Source organism: Sphingomonas sp. DG1-23 (assembly GCF_030730875.1).
Classification (GTDB): domain Bacteria; phylum Pseudomonadota; class Alphaproteobacteria; order Sphingomonadales; family Sphingomonadaceae; genus Sphingomonas.
In genome coordinates this window covers 577,620-595,627 of the sequence record NZ_JAVAMA010000001.1, presented here as the reverse complement: position 1 = coordinate 595,627, position 18,008 = coordinate 577,620, and the positions used below count along the sequence as shown (strand labels likewise).

Below are 18,008 nucleotides of genomic sequence, written 5' to 3'. Positions count from 1 at the left end.
CTTGGAATTCATTTATGTCGACTCGATGACAGTCAACAGCAGCCTGCCGAGCAAGCTGTTGGTAACAGTTGATTCATTTGTTGCGTTGCAAAAAAGTCACTCGGCGGCGGCGACGATCTCCGCCCATTCTCCCTCCGAAATCACCCGGATTCCGAGCTCCGCGGCCTTTTTGAGCTTGGAGCCCGCGCCGGGCCCGGCGATCACCAGATCGGTCTTTGCCGACACCGATCCGGCGACTCGCGCGCCCAGCGACTCGGCCTGCGCCTTGGCCTCGTCGCGGCTGAGCGTCTCGAGGCTGCCGGTGAACACCAAGGTCTTGCCCGAGACTTCGGACGCCCGGGTCTCGACGACGAACGGCGGCGGAGAGACCTCGGCGAGCAAATCGTCCCATACCGCGCGATTGTGCGGCTCATGGAAGAAGTCGGCGAGCGCCTGACCGACCGCGCCGCCGACATTCTCGACTCCGATATGCTCGGCGACGGCCTTGTCGAGCCGCGCGCGGTGCTTCGCCTCGCTCTCGCCGATCACTGCGGGCATCGCCTCGCGCAATGCGATCACCTCGTCGGCAAGCTTCTTCAGCGCGTCGAGCGTCGTATACCGCTTGAGCAGGTCGCGCGCGGTGATCGCGCCGATATGGCGGATGCCGAGCCCGAACAGCAATCGCGCCGCGTCGGGCGCGCGCTTTGCCTCGATCGCGGCGAGCAACGCGTCGACCGACTTCGCCTGCCAGCCTTCGCGCCCGACCAGCGCCTCGCGATGCCCGGCGAGGCGGAAGATGTCCGCGGGTTCGGCGATCCAGCCGAGGTCGAGGAATTCGACGAGAGTCTTCTCGCCCAGCCCTTCCACGTCGAGCGCGCCGCGGCTGACGAAATGCTTGAGCCGTTCGAGCCGCTGCGCCGGGCAGATCAGTCCGCCGGTGCAGCGGATATCGACTTCGCCTTCCTCGGCGACCGCCTCGGAATCGCAGATCGGGCAATGGTCGGGGAAGGACCAGGGCGCGCGCGTTTCGTCGCGGGTGAGGTTCTCGACGATCTGCGGGATCACGTCGCCGGCGCGTTGCAGCACGACCCGGTCGCCGGGGCGGACGCCGAGCCGCGCGATCTCGTCGGCATTGTGCAGGGTCGCATTGGTGACGACGACCCCGCCGACCGTCACCGGCTCGAGCCGCGCGACCGGCGTGAGCTTGCCGGTCCGCCCGACCTGGATATGGATCTCGCGGAGAATGGTCTGGGCGCGCTCGGCGGGGAATTTGTGCGCCAGCCCCCAGCGCGGCGCGCGGCCGACGAAGCCGAGCCGGTTCTGCCAGTCGAGCCGGTCGATCTTGTAGACGACCCCGTCGATGTCGAACGGCAGATCGGCGCGAACCGCCTCGATCTTCCGGTACTGCGCCAGCGCCGCGTCGAGATCGACCGGCCCGACGAACAGCTCGGAGACCGGGAAGCCCATCGCGCGGATCGCGGCGATCGCCTGCGTCTGGGTGTCGCCGGGCAGCGCCGTCACTTCGCCCCAGCCCCAGGCGAGGAAGCGCAAGGGTCGCGATGCGGTGACCGACGCGTCCTTCTGGCGCAGCGATCCCGCCGCGGCGTTGCGCGGATTGGCGAACTGGCGCGCTTCCTTGCCCGCGGCCTCGGCCTCGGCCAGCAGGCGGGCGTTGAGCGCCGCGAAATCCTGCTTGGCCATATAGACCTCGCCGCGCACCTCGAACACGTCGGGCGCGCCCGCGATCGCCTGCGGGATGTCCCCGATCGTGCGGACATTGGCAGTGACGTCCTCGCCGATCTGACCGTCGCCGCGGGTCAGCGCCTGGACGAGCACGCCCTTCTCATAGCGCAGCGAGCAGGACAGCCCGTCGATCTTGGGTTCGGCGGTGAGCGCCACCGGTTCGCTCTCGCCCAGCGCGAGGAAGCGGCGGACCCGGCCGAGAAAGTCGCTCACATCTTCGTCGGCGAAGCCGTTGTCGAGGCTGAACATCGGCCGCGCATGCGCGACCTTGGCGAGCCGCCCCGCCGGCGCCGCGCCGACCAGCTTCGACGGCGAATCGGCGCGGACCAGCTCGGGAAAGGCGGCCTCGATCGCCGCGTTGCGCCGCATCAGCGCGTCGAAATCCGAGTCGCTGATCTCGGGCGCGTCGTCGCCATGATAGCGGCGGTTGTGATGCGCGATCTCGGCGGCGAGCCGTTCGAGCTCGGCGGCGGCGTCTTCGTGGGTCTCGGGCAGCGCGGATGTCATGCACGCGGGTTAGGGGAGGCGGGCGCCGCCGATCAAGCTTGATCGCGCGCGCCGGCCCCGCGACAAGGGCGCATGCGCCTGCTCAAGCTTTCCCTTGCCGGGCTGTTGTGGATCGTGGTGATCCTCTGCCTGCTCCTCACCGCGCTGCCGCATTTCCTCGACCGCATCTATTATCGCGGGCCCCCGAGCGCGCATTTCGACGGCGCCCATTTCTTCAATCCCGACGGCGACGACGACCGTCTCCCCGCCGGGCGCAGCCGCGCCGGCTTCATCGCCCGCCGGCTGCTCGGCGATCCGACCCAGCCGGCCTGGCCCGAACGCGTCGCGGTCACCCGCTCGAAGCCCGCGGCCCGGGTCGAAGGCGCGGCGATGCGCGTCACCTGGATCGGCCACGCCACCGCCTTGATCCAGACCAATGGCCTCAACATCCTCACCGATCCGGTGTGGAGCGACCGCGCCGGCCCCTTCGGCTTCGGCCCGCGTCGCGTCGCCGTGCCCGGCGTCCGCTTCGAGGATCTGCCGAAGATCGACCTCGTCCTCGTCAGCCACAATCACTACGATCATATGGATCTGGCGACGCTGAAGCGGCTGTGGGATCGCGATCGGCCGACGATCGTCACTTCGCTGGGCAACGATGCCGTGCTGGCGGGGCATGGGATCGACGCACAAGCCGGTGATTGGGGGACCAGCATCGCCCTGGTCGCGCCGGAAAAGGTTCCGCTCACCCGCGCGGAGTGCATCGATCCCGAGGGGCTCTGCCAGGCCCGCATATCCGTTGCCATTACCCGCAATCATCATTGGGACAGCCGCTGGTTCAGCGATCGCAACCGCGCGCTCTGGTCGAGCTTCGTGGTCGCGCTTCCCCACGGCAATATCTTCTTCGCCGGCGATACCGGGCTCGGCGACGGCAAATGGCCCGCCGAGGCCGCGGCGCTCGGTCCGATCCGCCTTGCCTTGATCCCGATCGGCGCGTTCCGTTTCGAGGAAGGCCAGATGGCGAGCGGCAGTCATATCGGGCCGCAGGGCGCGCTCCATGTCTGGGACCGGCTCGGCCGTCCGTTCGCGCTGCCGATCCATTGGGGCACGTTCCGGCTGTCGCGGGAAGGCTATGCCACGCCGCCGCGCATGCTGGCCGCGATGCAACGTTGTGCGGGGAGCGATCCGGCCCGCTTCGCCCCGGCCGCGATCGGCATGCCGGTGGAGGTGCCGCCGCTCGGCACCGCGCCGCCGTCGCCCGATATGGCGCGGGTCGCGGCCTGTGCCCGCGCGGGACGGTTCGCCGCATTCCGCTGAGCGCTGCTTGAGGCGGGGCCCGCACGCAGCTATTCTGCCGCGGGGAGAGGGCTGTGGAACAGGGCAATCGCCGCGCCGTCCGGGTGCAGCGCCGCTACGACATGTCGATCGACCGTGCCGGGCTCGCGCTCGGCGCGGGCAGCCTGCTCGCCGGCGGCATCGTGCTCGGCCTGTTGCTGCTCGGCGGCCAGCGCGATCCGCTCGGCCTGCTCGGCGGCTGGCTGATCGGCAGCGTCTTTTCGGGGATCGCGATCACCGCGGTAGGCGGTCCGATCTGGCTGGCGCTCCACGTGGCCGGGCTGCGCCGCGCATGGCATGCGGCATTGGTCGGGGCGACGACCGCGACGCTGATCTTCGTCGGCGCCCAGACCTATGGCTTCGGCATGGTCGGCATGCCGGTGATGGACGGGCGCACCCTGTTGTTCCGCTGGCTGAGCGCGCTGGCGTCGAGCGCGCTCCTCGCCTTGATCGCCGCGGCGATCGGCGCGGTGATGTGGCGGATCGCCTATCGCCGCGGCATGGACGGCTGAGCCGGGGCGCTCAGCCCCTGGCCTGCGCCGGGCATTCGCCGACGCGCGTTCCCGTCGTCCGCATCCGCAGCAGCGAGTAACCGGGCCGGCCGGAAACCCCGGTCTTGTTCTCGGTCGTCACGTCGAACCCGGTGGCCCCGGTGGCGCCGTTGATCAAGATCGTCGTCGCCGGCGCATCGGGCTTGGTGCACTGGATCTTCGCGTCGACCTTCCCGCCTTTGGCGACATAGCGGATGAAGGTGCACTTGCCCGCCGCCTTTTCGAGCTTGTCGATGTCGAACGGCTTCAATTGCTCGGCGGTCTTGCACTCGGTCGCGTCGCGCTCGAGGCCCTTGGCCAGGTCGAGCTGCTTCGCATTGTCGGCGCCCGGCCCGACATCGACCGCCTCGATGCGCAGCGTCGCCTTCCACAGTCCCGGCTTGACCGCGGTCTTGGGCGCCGCCGCCTTGATCAGCTTCGCGACCTGATCGGTCGGCGCGTTGGTCACTTCGATCTCGCCGGTCTCGGCGGCGCGCTTCTCCTCGGCGGACTGGCAGCCGGCGAGGGCGAGGGCGGCAGCGGCGAGGGTGATGGTGGCGCGCATTCGGTTGGTCCCTTGCGTTTCGATCGCCTCCCCCAAGCGCAAATAGCGATGCTTGGCAACCTCGAGATCGGCTCCATTCCGGAGGTTTGTTCTTGATTTGTTCGCAATATTATGTTACGTGGCCGTTCCAACAGGAGGATGTCCATGCAGCATCCGAACAATCAGACCCCTCGTGTCACGGCGTTTGAGATTTACCTGCGCACCGGCCGGCGCGTGGTCCGAGGCACCATCGAGCGCAAGTTCAATCCCTGGCATGACCCGGACGACGGCAAGTTCACCTTCGCGAACCGGGGCAACTACTTCCCCGGCGGATCGCCGCCGCAGAGCCCCGGTTCGCGTAGATCCCCGCAGCGGGCCGATAATGCCTTCGCGGCCGACACCGATGCGGCGCGAAGCCGGTCGCGAAATGACCCCCGCGATCCGCGAAACCACACGATCTACGTCGTAAAAGAGCGGCGACAGCCTCAGCCGCATCGCGGCGATGCGCAAAGGGCTGACGGTTGCAGATCTGGAATGGTTGAACGGCATCCGGGCCGATCGTCCGCTGCGGATCGGCCAGCAGATCAAGCTGCCGCATCAAGAGTTTCTGGACGCCGGTCGAGAGGCGAAGAACAGGTTTCTCGCTCTCGACTATTACAGGCGCACGCACGGCGGACGACTCCCGCCAGACCCCGCCAATCCACCTTCGCTAGAAAGTCAGATCCTCGATCGTGACTGGAATCAGGAAATACGGAGCAGTTATCATTACTTCATCGACCAGGGATCGCGATTCCGACTCGTCTTTGGCCTGGTAACGCTCTCCGAGAAGCCCAAGCGATCCCGGAAAAGCCAGCGCGAGGTACCCGAACGCGGACCGCGAGACGATGGCGGCCATTATGTCGCTCCGCGGTTCAGCGGTCCGACCGACTGGTTCAATCACTTCGCCCAGGACCTGCACGTCAATCGCGGGGCATACCGCGTCATGGAAGACGGGTGGTACAAGGCAGCGGCCGCGGGAAAGAAGGTGTTCATCAACATCAAGCCTGTCTACCCCGGCGCATCCCGGCGGCCCTCTCATGTTGAAGTTAGGTGGGAGATTGACGGCAAGAGGCACTTCAAGACTTTCCCAAATCAAGCTGCGGACAGTGAAGATGGAAAAAGATAGGTTCGATCTGCTGGGGCCGCTCCTGAGCGACGTCGGGGGCGTTCTGGCGACCATCGCGGCCGGGGATCCCGAAGGAGTGTTCCTCTATGTGGAGATCGGTGACGGCTGGATTAGCCCGAACATATTCAAAGACGAAGGCGAGTTGGTTCGCTGGCTCGAACCAGGCGACAGTGAGCTGATCGACCTGCTCTATGAAGCTTGGCATCTGGAGCCAAAGGGCAAACGGTGGTCGGTTATGGAATATGACGTGAAGGATGGCAAATTCGCGGTGTCGTTCAAATATCCCGAGGAAGTTGACGTCGAATCGATGGACCGCGATCGGCGCGAGGATGCGCTGGTCGCGCGCTATGGCGACAAGCCGGTGATCTATCCCCCGCTCGAAGACGCGTTCGAATTGTAGAAGCGTCTTTGCGCCATGCGCGAGCGTAGAAACAAGGCGTCATCCCGGACTTGTTCCGGGATCCACCAGGCCCCACGCAGAGGTGCCCGAAACGAATGCCATCCAATGCGGCGCGGTGAGCCCCGGCACAAGGCCGGGGTGACCACAGGGACCGTGTCGCTATCGGTCTTTGGCGATCATTCCAGTAGGGTCGGTCTCCGTAGGCCGATACTTCCCACTGATCCGGCTACGTCAGCCGAGGCCTTTGCCAAAATGCTGGCAAAATTGGCTTTGATCTGCCTTTGTTCCGACAATGCAAGCGCAGCGCCATCCTTCTCGATGCAATGTCGCCCCGGTGCCGCGCCATAGTCGCGAACCCGTCGCGAAGCCGGCGCGTTCGTGGCGCGTCGCTGTCGCGTGCCCGCCGCATCGGTGTCGCGTTGATGTCGCGTCGATGTCGCGTCGCCGGCGCGTCGTCACCGCCGCTCCCTCCATGCCGCTCCGAAAAACTGCGTTTCGTGTCAACCGTGTCAACTGACACGCCCCGATTGCGTCGCCAGCCAGAGGTCCCATATTCCCATCATGGTCATCCAGATCCGCACCAGCCTCGCCGAGCCCGATACCGGCGACACCTTCGTTCCGCATCGCCCCAATCGCCCCGAAAAGTCCGAGGGCGGCAAGGCGTTCAAGCTGGTCAGCGACTATCAGCCCTCGGGCGATCAGCGCTATGCGATCCCCGAACTGGTCGAGCAGGCGCGCAACGGCGAGCGCGATCAGGTGCTGCTCGGGGTCACCGGCTCGGGCAAGACCTATACCATGGCCAAGGTGATCGAGGAGCTTCAGCGCCCGGCGCTGATCCTCGCGCCCAACAAGATCCTCGCCGCGCAGCTCTATGGCGAGTTCAAGAGCTTCTTCCCCGACAACGCCGTCGAATATTTCGTCTCTTACTACGATTATTATCAGCCCGAGGCGTACGTCCCCCGCTCGGACACGTACATCGAGAAGGAAAGCTCGGTGAACGAGGCGATCGACCGGATGCGCCATTCGGCCACCCGGTCGCTGCTCGAACGCGACGACGTGATCATCGTCGCCTCGGTGTCGTGCCTCTACGGCATCGGTTCGGTCGAGACCTACAGCGCCATGATCTTCGACCTCAAAAAGGGCCAGGTCGAGGACCAGCGCGAGATCATTCGGAAACTCGTCGCGCTCCAGTACAAGCGCAACGACCAGGCGTTCGCGCGCGGCAATTTCCGGGTGCGCGGCGACAGCCTCGAAATCTTCCCGTCGCATTATGAGGACACCGCATGGCGCGTATCCTTCTTCGGCGACGAGATCGAATCGATCACCGAGTTCGATCCCTTGACCGGCAGCAAGGTGGCCAATCTCGATTATGTCCGGGTCTTCGCCAATTCGCATTATGTGACGCCGGGGCCGACGCTCAAGCAGGCGATGGGCGCGATTCGGCACGAGCTGACCGAGCGATTGAAGGAGCTCGAGGCCGAGGGCAAGTTGCTCGAGCATCAGCGGCTCGAGCAGCGCACCAATTTCGATCTCGAGATGATCGCCGCGACCGGCTCTTGCGCGGGGATCGAGAATTACAGCCGCTTCCTCACCGGCCGCATGCCCGGCGAGCCGCCGCCCACCTTGTTCGAATATCTGCCCGAGAATGCCTTGCTCTTCGTCGATGAGAGCCACCAGACGATCGGCCAGATCAACGGCATGTCGCGCGGCGATCACAAGCGCAAGATCACGCTTGCCGAATACGGCTTTCGCTTGCCCTCGGCGATCGACAACCGGCCTTTGCGGTTCAACGAATGGGACGCGATGCGTCCGCAGACCACCTATGTCTCGGCGACCCCGGGCGGGTGGGAGATGGAGCAATCGGGCGGGGTGTTCGTCGAGCAGGTCATCCGCCCGACCGGGCTGATCGATCCGCCGGTCGAGATCAGGCCGGTCGAGGAACAGGTCCAGGACCTGATCCAGGAATGCAAGGCGACCGCGGCCAAGGGCTATCGCACCCTGGTCACCACGCTCACCAAGCGCATGGCCGAAGATCTCACCGAATATATGCACGAGGCGGGACTGAAGGTCCGCTACATGCATTCGGACACCGAGACGCTCGAACGCATCGAGCTGATCCGCGACCTGCGGATGGGCGTGTACGACGTGCTGGTCGGGATCAATCTGCTGCGCGAGGGGCTCGATATCCCTGAGTGTGGCCTCGTCGCGATCCTCGATGCCGACAAGGAAGGGTTCCTGCGTTCGGAGACCTCGCTGATCCAGACGATCGGCCGCGCCGCGCGCAACGTCGAGGGCCGGGTGATCCTCTATGCCGACCGGATCACCGGCAGCATGGAGCGTGCGCTCGCCGAGACCGGGCGCCGCCGCGAGAAGCAGCATGCGTACAATATCGAGCACGGCATCACGCCCGAGACGATCAAGCGCAACATCGGCGACATCATCGCGCACGTGTCGAACAAGGACGGCGTCACCGTCGAGATCGACGAAGACCGCCCGCACATGGTCGGCCACAATCTGCGCAGCTATATCGAGAGCCTCGAAAAGAAGATGCGCGATGCCGCGGCCAATCTCGAATTCGAGGAGGCGGGGCGGCTGCGCGACGAGATCCGCTCGCTCGAGGCCGAGGAGCTCGGGCTGCCGGCGAGCGAGCACAAGGCGCCGATCATGGGCCGCTCGAACGAAGGAAAACCGGGCACGCGCAAGACGCGGTACGGCAAGCAGAGCAAGACGCGGTTCGGCGGCGGGCGCGGCCGCTGATCCGCACGGATGGGCCTCTCCGTAACGACACTTAATGGGGACTCTACGGACTGACCGATCTGCCTGCGCTGTGCTTTGGGTCTGGCTGGGATCATGGGAGACGAGCGGGTGATCAAGAGTCTTTGCGCAGAACACCGGGCCCTCGAGGCTCAGGCTGCGCAATTGCTCGCGATCGTCTCCGCTTCGGTGCCCGACGCCGCCGCCGTCGCCGCGATGCGCTGGCAGATGGCGCAGGCGCTGCGCGATCATTGCGCCGGCGAGGACCGGCTGATCTATGATCGTCTGCTCTCCTCGGGCGACGCCGTCGCGACCGAGATCGCCTGGTCCTATCGTCAGGATCACGGCATGCTGGTGCCGGCTTTCGCCAATTACATGGCGGCGTGGCCGGTCGGTCGGATCTCGCGCGAATGGGAGCGTTTCCGCGCCGAGACGCGCATCCTCCTCGCCGATCTCGCCGAGCGCATCGAGCGCGAGGAGCGCGTGCTCTACGCCCATGTCGAGCGGGTCATCGCGCGCCAGCGCGCGGCCGCCTGATCCGAGGTTGAGACGGCGGGGGACTTCCCGCATAAGGCGCGGCATGCGTCGTTCCGTGTTCGCCAGCTCCGCCCTGGCCTTGTCGCTCGCCGCCTGCGTGGCGCCCAGCCAGCCCCCTGTGCGGCCCGCGCCGCCCGTGCCCGTACCCGCCGCGCCGACCCCGGCACCCACGCCGGCGCCGCCGCCGCGCAGCGCCGATTGGCGCGATTGGCCGCTGACGCCGGGCAGCTGGAGCTGGCGGCAGGACGGGCAGGGCAGCGTCGCCGCGTTCGGGGTGCCCGCCCAGGCGCCCGAACTGACGTTACGCTGCGATCGGACGCGCGGCCGCATCCTGCTGTCCCGCCACGCCGCCGCGCCGAGCCTGACCGTCCGCACCACCAGCATGGCGCGCACTCTCGCCGTCACCCCGACGACGACCGGCGCGGCCGCCGATCTCGGCGCGCGCGACAATCTGATCGACGCGATGGGCTATAGTCGCGGGCGGGTGGTGATCGAGGGTGCCGGCGCGCCGACGCTCGTCGTGCCGGCCTGGGCCGAAATCTTGCGGGTGGCGGAGGATTGTCGCGGCTGAGTCGCGCGATGGGTCCGCATCCGGCGAACCACAGAACTCTAAGAATCGCACCATCTTCGGTGTAAAACAAGACTTGTTCTGCGATTCCGGATGATTCAAGATTCGTCCGTGGCCGCAAGCCACGCTCGTTCTTCAACTAGCGAAAGGAGGTGATCCGATGTCTCATGGTTCAGCAATGGGGTCGGTTCAGTTCGTTCGGGAGACGCGCCGCTGATCTGGGGGCGCGGGCGGAAGTCCTCCGTCCGTGGGGCTAGCGGGAGGTATTCTCCTCCAATCAACGCTCGCCAGCCAGCAGAACAGCGGCCCGCATGGTCTCCCGGGCTGGAACTCTCCGGCCGCTGACCATGTCGGAGGTCGCCGGAATCCCTGAGGGGTTCCGGCGGCCTCTTTCATTTCGGGAGGATGTGCGCGCTCCGCGGCCGGGTGGGAATCACACCGCCAGGGCCGCCGCTACATATTTTCCGAAGCGGACCCTGGACAGGCTAGGCTGATCGAATCGATATACGGACAAACGGAGGAATGAGGATGGCTGCCGGATCCCATTGGAGAAGATTGCGCTCTGCCGCCTTCTTTATACTTTGCCTGACGGCAGCCGCTTCTTCGCACGGTGCCATCGGCGATACCGTCACCACCCAGAAGAAGATCATATCCCAGATTCTGATCGGGGCCGGGCCGGGGGGATCCTCTTACTATATGCGCGCGGATGGCGGCTGGGGGGCCACCGGCTGCGCCGGCGCACTCTATGCCTATATCGACGAGAGCCTGCCCGGGGCAGAGGCGGTGTTGTCGGCTGCGCTGACGGCGCGCTCGACCGGCAAGCCGATCAGCTTTATCGGGATCTGCGGCGATTCCGCCGGTAGCGGCGAATATATCCAGATCCGGACGGTGATTTTCTGAGCGGCTCCGTCCTCTCGCTTGCCGTCTAGCCGTTCGCCAGCCCGCCGCTGATCAGGATTGCGCGGCCATCGCCGCGGCGGCGGCGCGATCGGTGAAGCGCGGATCGGCGAGCGCGGCCTGTGCCTGCGCCCGGGCTTCGGGCTTGCGGCCGAGATCGGCATAGACCTGCGCGAGATGCCAGCGCAGCCCGGCATGGCCCGGCGCCAACAGGACTGCTTTTTGCAGCAGTTCGACCGCCGCCTGCGTATCGCCCTTGCGATACAATGCCCAGCCATAGGCGTCTGCGATCACCGGATTGCCCGGCGCGAGCGCATAGGCCGCTTCGCCGAAATCCTCGGCCGCGTCGAATTCGTCCGCGCCGGCATAAGCGACCGAAAGATCGGCGTTGAGCGCGGCGTCGCCGTCACCGATCCGGTCGCGCAGCAATTCGAACGTGGCGATCGCAGCTTCATAGTCGCCGGCGGCGAGCTGCCACGCGCCCGAGAGGCGCAGCGCGGCGGCATTGACCGGGTTTTGCGACAGGAACAATGCGAGGACGTTGGCGGCATCGGCGCGCCGGTCGGCGCGGTCGAGCGCCTCGACCAGCCGCAGCATTGCCGGCTCGTCGAAACGCAGATCGGCGGCGCTGCGATAGGCCGAAGCGGCATCGGCGAAGCGATTGGTCAGCATCAGCGTGTCGCCCACGATCAGGTGGGCGGCGGGCGCGCCGGGATGACGCCGCGCGAGATCCTGCGCCTCGGCAAGCGCGCCTGCTTTGTCGCCCTGGCCGATCAACGCGCGGATCAGCGGCACCCCCGCGCCGGGGTCGCCGGGGCGCTGGTCCGCGTCGGCGGCGAGTACTGCGGTGCTGTCGTCGGCCGAGAATGCGCTGGCATCGCCGCGCGCCGGCCAGACGGCACGATCGAGCAATTGCGCCGCGGCGGTGCGGTCGCCGATCCGTTCGAGGCCCCGTGCCGCTAGCGTCAGCGAATAGCTGTCGGCATCGCCGCGCTCGATCACCGGGCGGAGCAGATCGATCGCATTGCGCGCGGAATCGGTGCGCAGCAGCGCCACCGCGAGCAATTTGCGCGCCGCGAGGTTCATCGGCTGGTTGGCGACGAGCGGCTTCAATTTCTCCATCGCCTGCTCATAATCCATGGCCTCGATATCGAGCGCGCCGCCGAGCAGCAGCGCCGCGGGGATCTGGGCGAGCCCGCTGCCCGCCCGACCGATCAGGCCGCGGGCAAGATCGGCATTGCCGGCGCGCGCCGCGATCACTGCCTGCAGATAGAGCGCCTGCGCGCTGCCGGGCCGCGCTGCCAGTGCGCGCCGCGTCGCCGCGAGCGACTCGACCGTGCGTCCGGCATCGCCCAAGGTCGCGGCATATTCGATCAGCGCGCCGAAATCCTCGGGATCACGCTTCAGCGCCGCCTCGAACCACGGCAGTGCCGCGACCAGTCCGAACTGGCTGCGCACCATCTCGCCGCGCAGCACCAGCGCATCGAGATTGCCGGCGTCGAGCTTCACGGCTTGCTCCGACGCGCGGATCGCGCCGAGCACGTCGCCCGCCTCGAGCTTGAGCCGGCCGGCATCGGCCCAGAGATCGGCGTCGCGCGGCGCGGTCCGCACTGCCGCGTCCACCGCCGCAAAGGCTTCGGGCCATTTTCCGAGCGCGGCGAGCGCGCGGGCGCGGATACGCAGCGCATAAGCGCGGTTCGCCGGATCGGCCCTGCCGGCCTCGGCCAGCGCTTTCTCTTCCTCGCCCTGCAGCAGCAATGCGTGCGCGCGCAGATGGGCGACTTGCTTCGGCTTATAGCCGGCGTCGATCGCGCGCTGCAGCTCGGCCTCGGCACCCACGCCGTCGTCGAGCGCGAGCATCGCCCGCGCCAGCGTGAAATGCGCCTGGGCGTTGCCCGGATCGGCGCGGACCGCCGCCAGCGCGGCCGCACGCGCCGCACTGGCATTGTGCGCGTCGAGCAATTTGCCGCTGCGCTCGACTGCCGCTTCGGCGGCCGCCGGATCGAGCCGCGCGGGCGAAAGCGTGAACCATGCCGCGATCACCAGCGCGAACGCGCAGAGCGCGCCGACGATCACGAACAGGCGGCGGAGGCCGGGCTTGCGCCGGGTGGAGCGGGAGCGTTTACGGCTGGAGGTCATAGGCCTTCATCAGATCGTAGAGAGTGGGGCGGCTGATCCCAAGCAACCGCGCGGTGCCCGAGATATTGCCCTCGGCGCGGGCGAGCGCGTGACGGATCGCCTTGCGATCGGCCAGCTCGCGCGCGGCCTTGAGGTTGATCGGGATGACATCGGTTTTGTCCTCGAGGTCGAGATCGGCGGCGGTGACCATCTTGCCTTCGGCCATGATCGCGGCGCGCTTCACCCGGTTCTCGAGCTCGCGGACATTGCCCGGCCAGCTCCAGGCGTCGATCGCAGCGAGCGCGTCGGGCGCGAAGCTGCGTGCGCCGGTCTGCATCGCAGCGGCATATTTGGCGAGGAAATGCCGCGCGAGCAGCCCGGCATCTCCCGGCCGCTCGGCGAGGCTGGGAATGCGGATCACGATCTCGGCGAGGCGATAATAGAGATCCTCGCGGAAGCGTCCTTCGGCGACCATCGCGTCGAGATCCTGATGCGTCGCGCAGACCACTCTCGTATCGACCGGGATCGGCTTGCGGCTGCCGATCCGCTCGATCACGCGCTCCTGCAGGAAGCGAAGCAATTTGACCTGCAAGGGGAGCGGCACGTCGCCGATCTCGTCGAGGAACAGGGTGCCGCCCTGCGCGAGCTCGATCTTGCCTTCGGTGGTCTTGACCGCGCCGGTGAACGCCCCCTTTTCGTGCCCGAACAATTCGCTCTCGAGCAGAGTCTCGGGGATTGCCGCGCAGTTGATCGCGACGAACGCGCCCCTTTTGCGCGGGCTCGCCTCATGGACGCCCCGCGCGAGAAGCTCCTTGCCGGTGCCGCTCGCGCCGAGCAGCATCACCGACACGTCGGCGCCGGCGACGCGCTCGATCGTGCGGGTGACCTTGAGCATCTCGGGCGCGCCGGTGATCATCCCGCCGAGCACCGCGCCGGCCTCGACACGCTCGGCGAGGCGGCGATTTTCGGCCTCGAGCGCATGGACATGGAAAGCGCGTGCGACGATCAGCCCGAGCGCGTCGATGTCGATCGGCTTCTGGTAGAAATCCCACGCACCCAGCGCGATCGCCTTGAGCATGGATTCGTGCGCGCCATGGCCCGAAGCGACGATCACCTTGGTCTCGGGACGAAGCTGCAGGATCGTCTCGAGCGTCGCAAAGCCTTCGGTGGTGCCGTCGGGATCGGGCGGCAGGCCGAGATCGAGCGTCACCACCTGCGGCTCCTCGGCGCGGATCAGCGTGATCGCTTCCTCGCGATTGGCGGCGGTGTGGATCTCATAGCCTTCGTAGGCCCAGCGCAGCTGGCGCTGCAGGCCGGCATCGTCCTCGACGATCAGCAATTTCTTCATATCGGTCATGCCGCGCGCTCGCGGAGATCGGCGGCGTGCGCGGCCTTCAGGATGACGCGGAAGCGCGTGCCCTCGCCTTCGCGCGAGACGACTTCGATCCGTCCGTCCATCGCCGCGGCGAGCTGACGCGCCTCGAACGCGCCGATGCCGAAGCCGCCGGGCTTGGACGAGACGAACGGCTTGAACAATTTGTCGCGCACGAAGCCGGGAGACATGCCGCAGCCCTGATCGATCACGTCGATCGTGACGTGGTTCCCGTCGGCGGCGACATGGACGGTGACCGGAACGTCCGCAGCGCTCGCCTCGATCGCATTCTGGACGAGATGGTGGAGCAACTGCTCGAGCGCGGCGGGATCGGCATGGGCGATCGCGCTGGAAAGACCCGATATGGTCACCGGGTGCTGTCGCGTGCGCGTGCTCGCCGCGCGCTGAACCAGAGGGAGTACCTCGATCGCGTGCGGCGCTTCGCTCCGTCCGCGATGATGCTGCGAGAGCCGCGCCAGCAGCCCGTTCATCCGCTCGGCCGAATCCTTGAGCGTCGCGATCATGTCCGCACGGAATTCGGGCTTGTCGGCATGCCGTTCGGCGTTGCGCGCGGTGAGGGTGAGCTGGCTCACCAGATTTTTGATGTCGTGGAGGATGAAGGCGAAGCGCCGGTTGAACTCGTCGAAGCGCTGGGCGTCGGCCAGCGCTTCCTGCGCGCGCGCTTCGGCGAGATAGCTCGCCACCTGGCGGCCGGCGACCTTGAGCAGATCGAAATCCTCCCAGTCGAGCGCGCGGTCGAGCGGCGGACGCGCGAGCAGGATCGCGCCGGCGAGGCTGCCGAGATGCGGCAGCGGCACGAGCACCCAGGCATCGGCGGCGTCGAGCATCCACGCCGGCACCGCGGCCGCATCGGCGCAGCGCGGATCCGCACGGACGCGGTCGAGCTCGATGATCCGGCCGGTGTCGGCGAGATGATCGGCAAGCGTCGGATCGGCGGCGGCCGGCAGCTTGCCGCGATCCCAGTTCCAGCTCGCGCCGGCTTCGAGACCGGCAGCGTCGGGCACCAGCAACAGGCCCGCCGGGGACTCGGTCAGATCGGCGATCGCCTTGACGATGCGCTGGTCGAGCGGCGCGGCGCCGTCGGGTGCGCCGAGCGTCTCGGTGAAGCGCATCCATTCGGCGCGATAATCATAGCGATGGCGGAAGAAATGCTTGGCGAGCTTCACCTTGGTCCAGGCGCGCAGCCAGCCATTCGAAACCAGCGTGAGGATCGCGGCGGTCGAGCCGAGCACGAATGCGGTCTGGAGCACGCGTGCGTTGCTTCCGCCGATCGTCGCGAGCGCGCTGGTGGCGAGGGCGAGCAGTGCGAAATACGCGCCGATCGCGACCAGCGACAGCGACTGATAGGCGACCGCGCGCGACACCTGGACGCTGAGCTCGCCCTTGCGCTGGAGTGCGGTCACCATCGCCAGCGCCGCGGCGACCATCGCCACGCCGCGCGCGGCGATCGATTGCGGATGGGGATGCGCGGTCAGATATTCGGTGCAGAACAAGGCGAAGTCGGCGATCCACAGTCCGGCCAGTGCCGCCACGATCCAGCGCAGCCCGCTACCCGCCGACGGATTGAGCGCCGAGTAGAGCGCCTGGGCGAGGACCAAAGCGGCGACCGCGACCAGCATGCGGAGCAGCAGCGCGGCGCTGCCGATCTGTCCGGCAGCCTCGGGCGCGTCGACGCTTGCCGCGACATGCAGCACCAGCGCGCCTGCGGCGACCAATGCCACCACGCCATAGACCGTGCCGAGCGCGAGCGGCGGACGGTCATTGGCGTCGCGGCGATGCAGCGTGATCATGAAGCCGAGCCACGCCAGATTGCGCAGCGTCTCGAAGATCCGGGTGACCATCTCGTCCGCGCCGATCCCGGACACCGCGAGCGCCCAGAGCGCGGTCACCCCCAGCGCCAATGCCAGCGGACGGCGCGGCAGGCCGATTGCGGTGCCGCGGATCGTCCAGAAGGTGAGCCCGCCGAACAGCAATGCGGCGAGGGCGTGGCTCCACAGGATCAGCGTCGCCGTCATCAGCGCGCGCCTTCGGGAAACAGCACCACGCGGATCGTCTGCAGCAGGATCAGCAGGTCGAGAAAGGGCGAGTAATTCTTGGCGTAGAACAGGTCGTATTCGAGCTTCTGGCGCGAATCCTCGATCGAGGCGCCATAGGGATAGTTGATCTGCGCCCAGCCGGTGATGCCCGGCTTCACCATGTGGCGCTCGGCATAATAAGGCAGCTTCTGCTCGAGATCCTCGACGAATTGCGGTCGCTCGGGGCGGGGCCCGACGAAGCTCATCTCGCCCTTGAGCACGCTCCAGCACTGCGGCAGCTCGTCGATGCGCAGCTTGCGGATCACCCGGCCGATGCGGGTGATCCGCGGATCGTCCTTCTCCGCCCACACCGCCTTGCCGCCGACCTCGGCATCCTGCCGCATCGACCGCAGCTTGATGACGTCGAAGCCGACGCCGTACAGGCCGACCCGGCGCTGGCGATAGAATGCCGGGCCCTTGCTCTCCAGCTTGATCGCGATGGCGGTCAGCAGCACCAGCGGCAGCGTCAGGACGAGCAGCAACAGGCTGGCGCCGATGTCGAAGAGGCGCTTGAACGCGCTCGACACCATGCGGCCCGACGAGAAACCGTCGGAGAAGATCAGCCAGCTCGGATTGACGCTGTCGAGATCGACCCGCCCGGTCTCGCGTTCGAGAAAGGTCGAGATCTCGTTGACGTGGACGCCGGTGGTCTTGATCCGCAGCAGATCCTTGAGCGGCAGCGCGTTGCGACGCTCCTCGAGCGCGAGGACGACTTCACTGGCGTTGAGCAGTTCGACATGGTCGGCGAGATTGTAGATGGCGTCGCGCGCGATCGCCTCGGGGATGACGCGATTGGCTTCGCTCATCGCGACATAGCCGACCACTGCGAACCCTGCGCCGGGCGCCTTGGCCAGCAGCTTGAGCCGCGCCGCGCGGGCGCCGGCGCCGAGCACGACGATGCGCCGCTTGAATGCCTGGCTTCCCAGCGTCTTGCCGAGCAGGATCCGCAGAAAGATCAGCAGCACGACCGATACGCCCATCGCGTAGAGCAGGTTCGAGCGCCAGAAGCTGATCTCGGGGATCAGGAAATAGAGGACGCTGAGGCCGATCACGCCGAGCGAGATCGCCACGATCAGCCGCGCGGTTGCGTAGCGCAGCGACTGGAGCGCGTCGGCGCCGTAGACGCCGACCGCGATCATCGCCACTTCGATGAACGCCATGTAGCTCAGCAATTGCGGCGTCCGCTCGGCCATCGGGGTCGGGCCCATGCCCAATTGATGCGCGCGCAGCAGCCACCCGAGCTCGCCGGCGGCCAGCAGCAGGACGAGGTCCAGCAGGCCGAGCAGCAGCACGGCGTTGGGCACGTAATGCTTGAAGAGACGGATCATGGCCGCCGCAGGACTAAAGCCTAAGTGTAAACAAACCCGACACGCGTTGCGGCGACGGAGAAAGTGTCGGAAACAGCGGTCCGGCACGAAACCGTTGCGGGCGCACATCGTTTAGTGGCGCGGGGCAAGTACCTATATCTGCAGCCTAAACAGGGAGCC

14 protein-coding genes are annotated in these 18,008 nt (G+C 67.0%); 8 read left to right on the top strand and 6 right to left on the bottom strand.

The window, feature by feature from the left end; genetic code table 11:
• Positions 1-96: 96 nt before the first annotated feature.
• Entirely contained in the window at positions 97-2,229 is a 2,133-nt protein-coding gene (gene ligA / locus Q9Q95_RS02705; protein WP_306093517.1) for an NAD-dependent DNA ligase LigA, read from the bottom strand.
• A gap of 72 nt (positions 2,230-2,301) precedes the next feature.
• Here ligA and Q9Q95_RS02700 point away from each other — a divergent pair, with 72 nt between their 5' ends.
• Positions 2,302-3,522: an MBL fold metallo-hydrolase gene (locus tag Q9Q95_RS02700; protein WP_306093516.1), complete on the top strand. Its 1,221-nt coding sequence runs from the start codon at positions 2,302-2,304 to the stop codon at positions 3,520-3,522.
• Between the two features lie 53 nt (positions 3,523-3,575).
• Positions 3,576-4,052 carry a hypothetical protein gene (locus Q9Q95_RS02695; protein ID WP_306093515.1) on the top strand — a complete coding sequence of 159 codons (477 nt, stop codon included), beginning with the start codon at positions 3,576-3,578 and terminating at the stop codon, positions 4,050-4,052.
• Positions 4,053-4,062: 10 nt separating this feature from the next.
• Here Q9Q95_RS02695 and Q9Q95_RS02690 read toward each other — a convergent pair whose 3' ends face one another.
• Positions 4,063-4,635: a DUF3617 family protein gene (locus tag Q9Q95_RS02690; protein WP_306093514.1), complete on the bottom strand. Its 573-nt coding sequence runs from the start codon at positions 4,633-4,635 to the stop codon at positions 4,063-4,065.
• A gap of 481 nt (positions 4,636-5,116) precedes the next feature.
• On the opposite strand from Q9Q95_RS02690, the gene Q9Q95_RS02685 reads away from it, so the two are divergent.
• From Q9Q95_RS02685 to Q9Q95_RS02660, 6 genes are all read left to right on the top strand, one after another.
• Positions 5,117-5,779, top strand: coding sequence for a DNA/RNA non-specific endonuclease (locus Q9Q95_RS02685; protein WP_306093513.1), 663 nt, complete (start codon positions 5,117-5,119; stop codon positions 5,777-5,779).
• On the top strand, positions 5,766-6,179 hold the full coding sequence (locus Q9Q95_RS02680) for a hypothetical protein (RefSeq protein WP_306093648.1): 414 nt from the start codon (positions 5,766-5,768) through the stop codon (positions 6,177-6,179). Before Q9Q95_RS02685 ends, Q9Q95_RS02680 begins: the two co-directional genes overlap by 14 nt.
• 561 nt (positions 6,180-6,740) lie before the next feature.
• Entirely contained in the window at positions 6,741-8,936 is a 2,196-nt protein-coding gene (uvrB, locus tag Q9Q95_RS02675) for an excinuclease ABC subunit UvrB (protein WP_306093512.1), read from the top strand.
• A 108-nt stretch (positions 8,937-9,044) separates the two neighbouring features.
• Positions 9,045-9,470: a hemerythrin domain-containing protein gene (locus tag Q9Q95_RS02670; protein WP_306093511.1), complete on the top strand. Its 426-nt coding sequence runs from the start codon at positions 9,045-9,047 to the stop codon at positions 9,468-9,470.
• Positions 9,471-9,513: 43 nt separating this feature from the next.
• A complete protein-coding gene (locus tag Q9Q95_RS02665) occupies positions 9,514-10,041 on the top strand; it encodes a hypothetical protein (protein WP_306093510.1) in 528 nt (175 codons plus the stop codon).
• Positions 10,042-10,566: 525 nt separating this feature from the next.
• On the top strand, positions 10,567-10,938 hold the full coding sequence (locus Q9Q95_RS02660) for a hypothetical protein (RefSeq protein WP_306093509.1): 372 nt from the start codon (positions 10,567-10,569) through the stop codon (positions 10,936-10,938).
• Between the two features lie 51 nt (positions 10,939-10,989).
• Here the strand turns inward: Q9Q95_RS02660 and Q9Q95_RS02655 are convergent, their stop codons facing one another.
• The 4 genes from Q9Q95_RS02655 to Q9Q95_RS02640 are packed head-to-tail and all read right to left on the bottom strand — an operon-like array spanning position 10,990 to position 17,849.
• On the bottom strand, positions 10,990-13,074 hold the full coding sequence (locus Q9Q95_RS02655; protein WP_306093508.1) for a tetratricopeptide repeat protein: 2,085 nt from the start codon (positions 13,072-13,074) through the stop codon (positions 10,990-10,992).
• Positions 13,058-14,410: a PEP-CTERM-box response regulator transcription factor gene (prsR, locus tag Q9Q95_RS02650; RefSeq protein WP_306093507.1), complete on the bottom strand. Its 1,353-nt coding sequence runs from the start codon at positions 14,408-14,410 to the stop codon at positions 13,058-13,060. Before prsR ends, Q9Q95_RS02655 begins: the two co-directional genes overlap by 17 nt.
• A complete protein-coding gene (gene prsK, locus Q9Q95_RS02645) occupies positions 14,407-16,461 on the bottom strand; it encodes an XrtA/PEP-CTERM system histidine kinase PrsK (RefSeq protein ID WP_306093506.1) in 2,055 nt (684 codons plus the stop codon). The genes prsR and prsK overlap by 4 nt, the downstream gene beginning before the upstream one ends.
• Entirely contained in the window at positions 16,461-17,849 is a 1,389-nt protein-coding gene (locus Q9Q95_RS02640; protein WP_306093505.1) for a TIGR03013 family XrtA/PEP-CTERM system glycosyltransferase, read from the bottom strand. The genes prsK and Q9Q95_RS02640 overlap by 1 nt, the downstream gene beginning before the upstream one ends.
• Between the last annotated feature and the right edge of the window lie 159 nt (positions 17,850-18,008).

Coding starts and splice junctions, on each gene's coding strand:
- prsR (WP_306093507.1), bottom strand. CDS start 14,410: ATGACCGATATGAAGAAATTGCTGATCGTCGAGGACGATGCCGGCCTG.
- uvrB (WP_306093512.1), top strand. CDS start 6,741: ATGGTCATCCAGATCCGCACCAGCCTCGCCGAGCCCGATACCGGCGAC.
- ligA (WP_306093517.1), bottom strand. CDS start 2,229: ATGACATCCGCGCTGCCCGAGACCCACGAAGACGCCGCCGCCGAGCTC.
- Q9Q95_RS02690 (WP_306093514.1), bottom strand. CDS start 4,635: ATGCGCGCCACCATCACCCTCGCCGCTGCCGCCCTCGCCCTCGCCGGC.
- Q9Q95_RS02700 (WP_306093516.1), top strand. CDS start 2,302: ATGCGCCTGCTCAAGCTTTCCCTTGCCGGGCTGTTGTGGATCGTGGTG.
- Q9Q95_RS02685 (WP_306093513.1), top strand. CDS start 5,117: ATGCGCAAAGGGCTGACGGTTGCAGATCTGGAATGGTTGAACGGCATC.
- Q9Q95_RS02655 (WP_306093508.1), bottom strand. CDS start 13,074: ATGACCTCCAGCCGTAAACGCTCCCGCTCCACCCGGCGCAAGCCCGGC.
- Q9Q95_RS02660 (WP_306093509.1), top strand. CDS start 10,567: ATGGCTGCCGGATCCCATTGGAGAAGATTGCGCTCTGCCGCCTTCTTT.
- prsK (WP_306093506.1), bottom strand. CDS start 16,461: ATGACGGCGACGCTGATCCTGTGGAGCCACGCCCTCGCCGCATTGCTG.
- Q9Q95_RS02665 (WP_306093510.1), top strand. CDS start 9,514: ATGCGTCGTTCCGTGTTCGCCAGCTCCGCCCTGGCCTTGTCGCTCGCC.
- Q9Q95_RS02640 (WP_306093505.1), bottom strand. CDS start 17,849: ATGATCCGTCTCTTCAAGCATTACGTGCCCAACGCCGTGCTGCTGCTC.
- Q9Q95_RS02680 (WP_306093648.1), top strand. CDS start 5,766: ATGGAAAAAGATAGGTTCGATCTGCTGGGGCCGCTCCTGAGCGACGTC.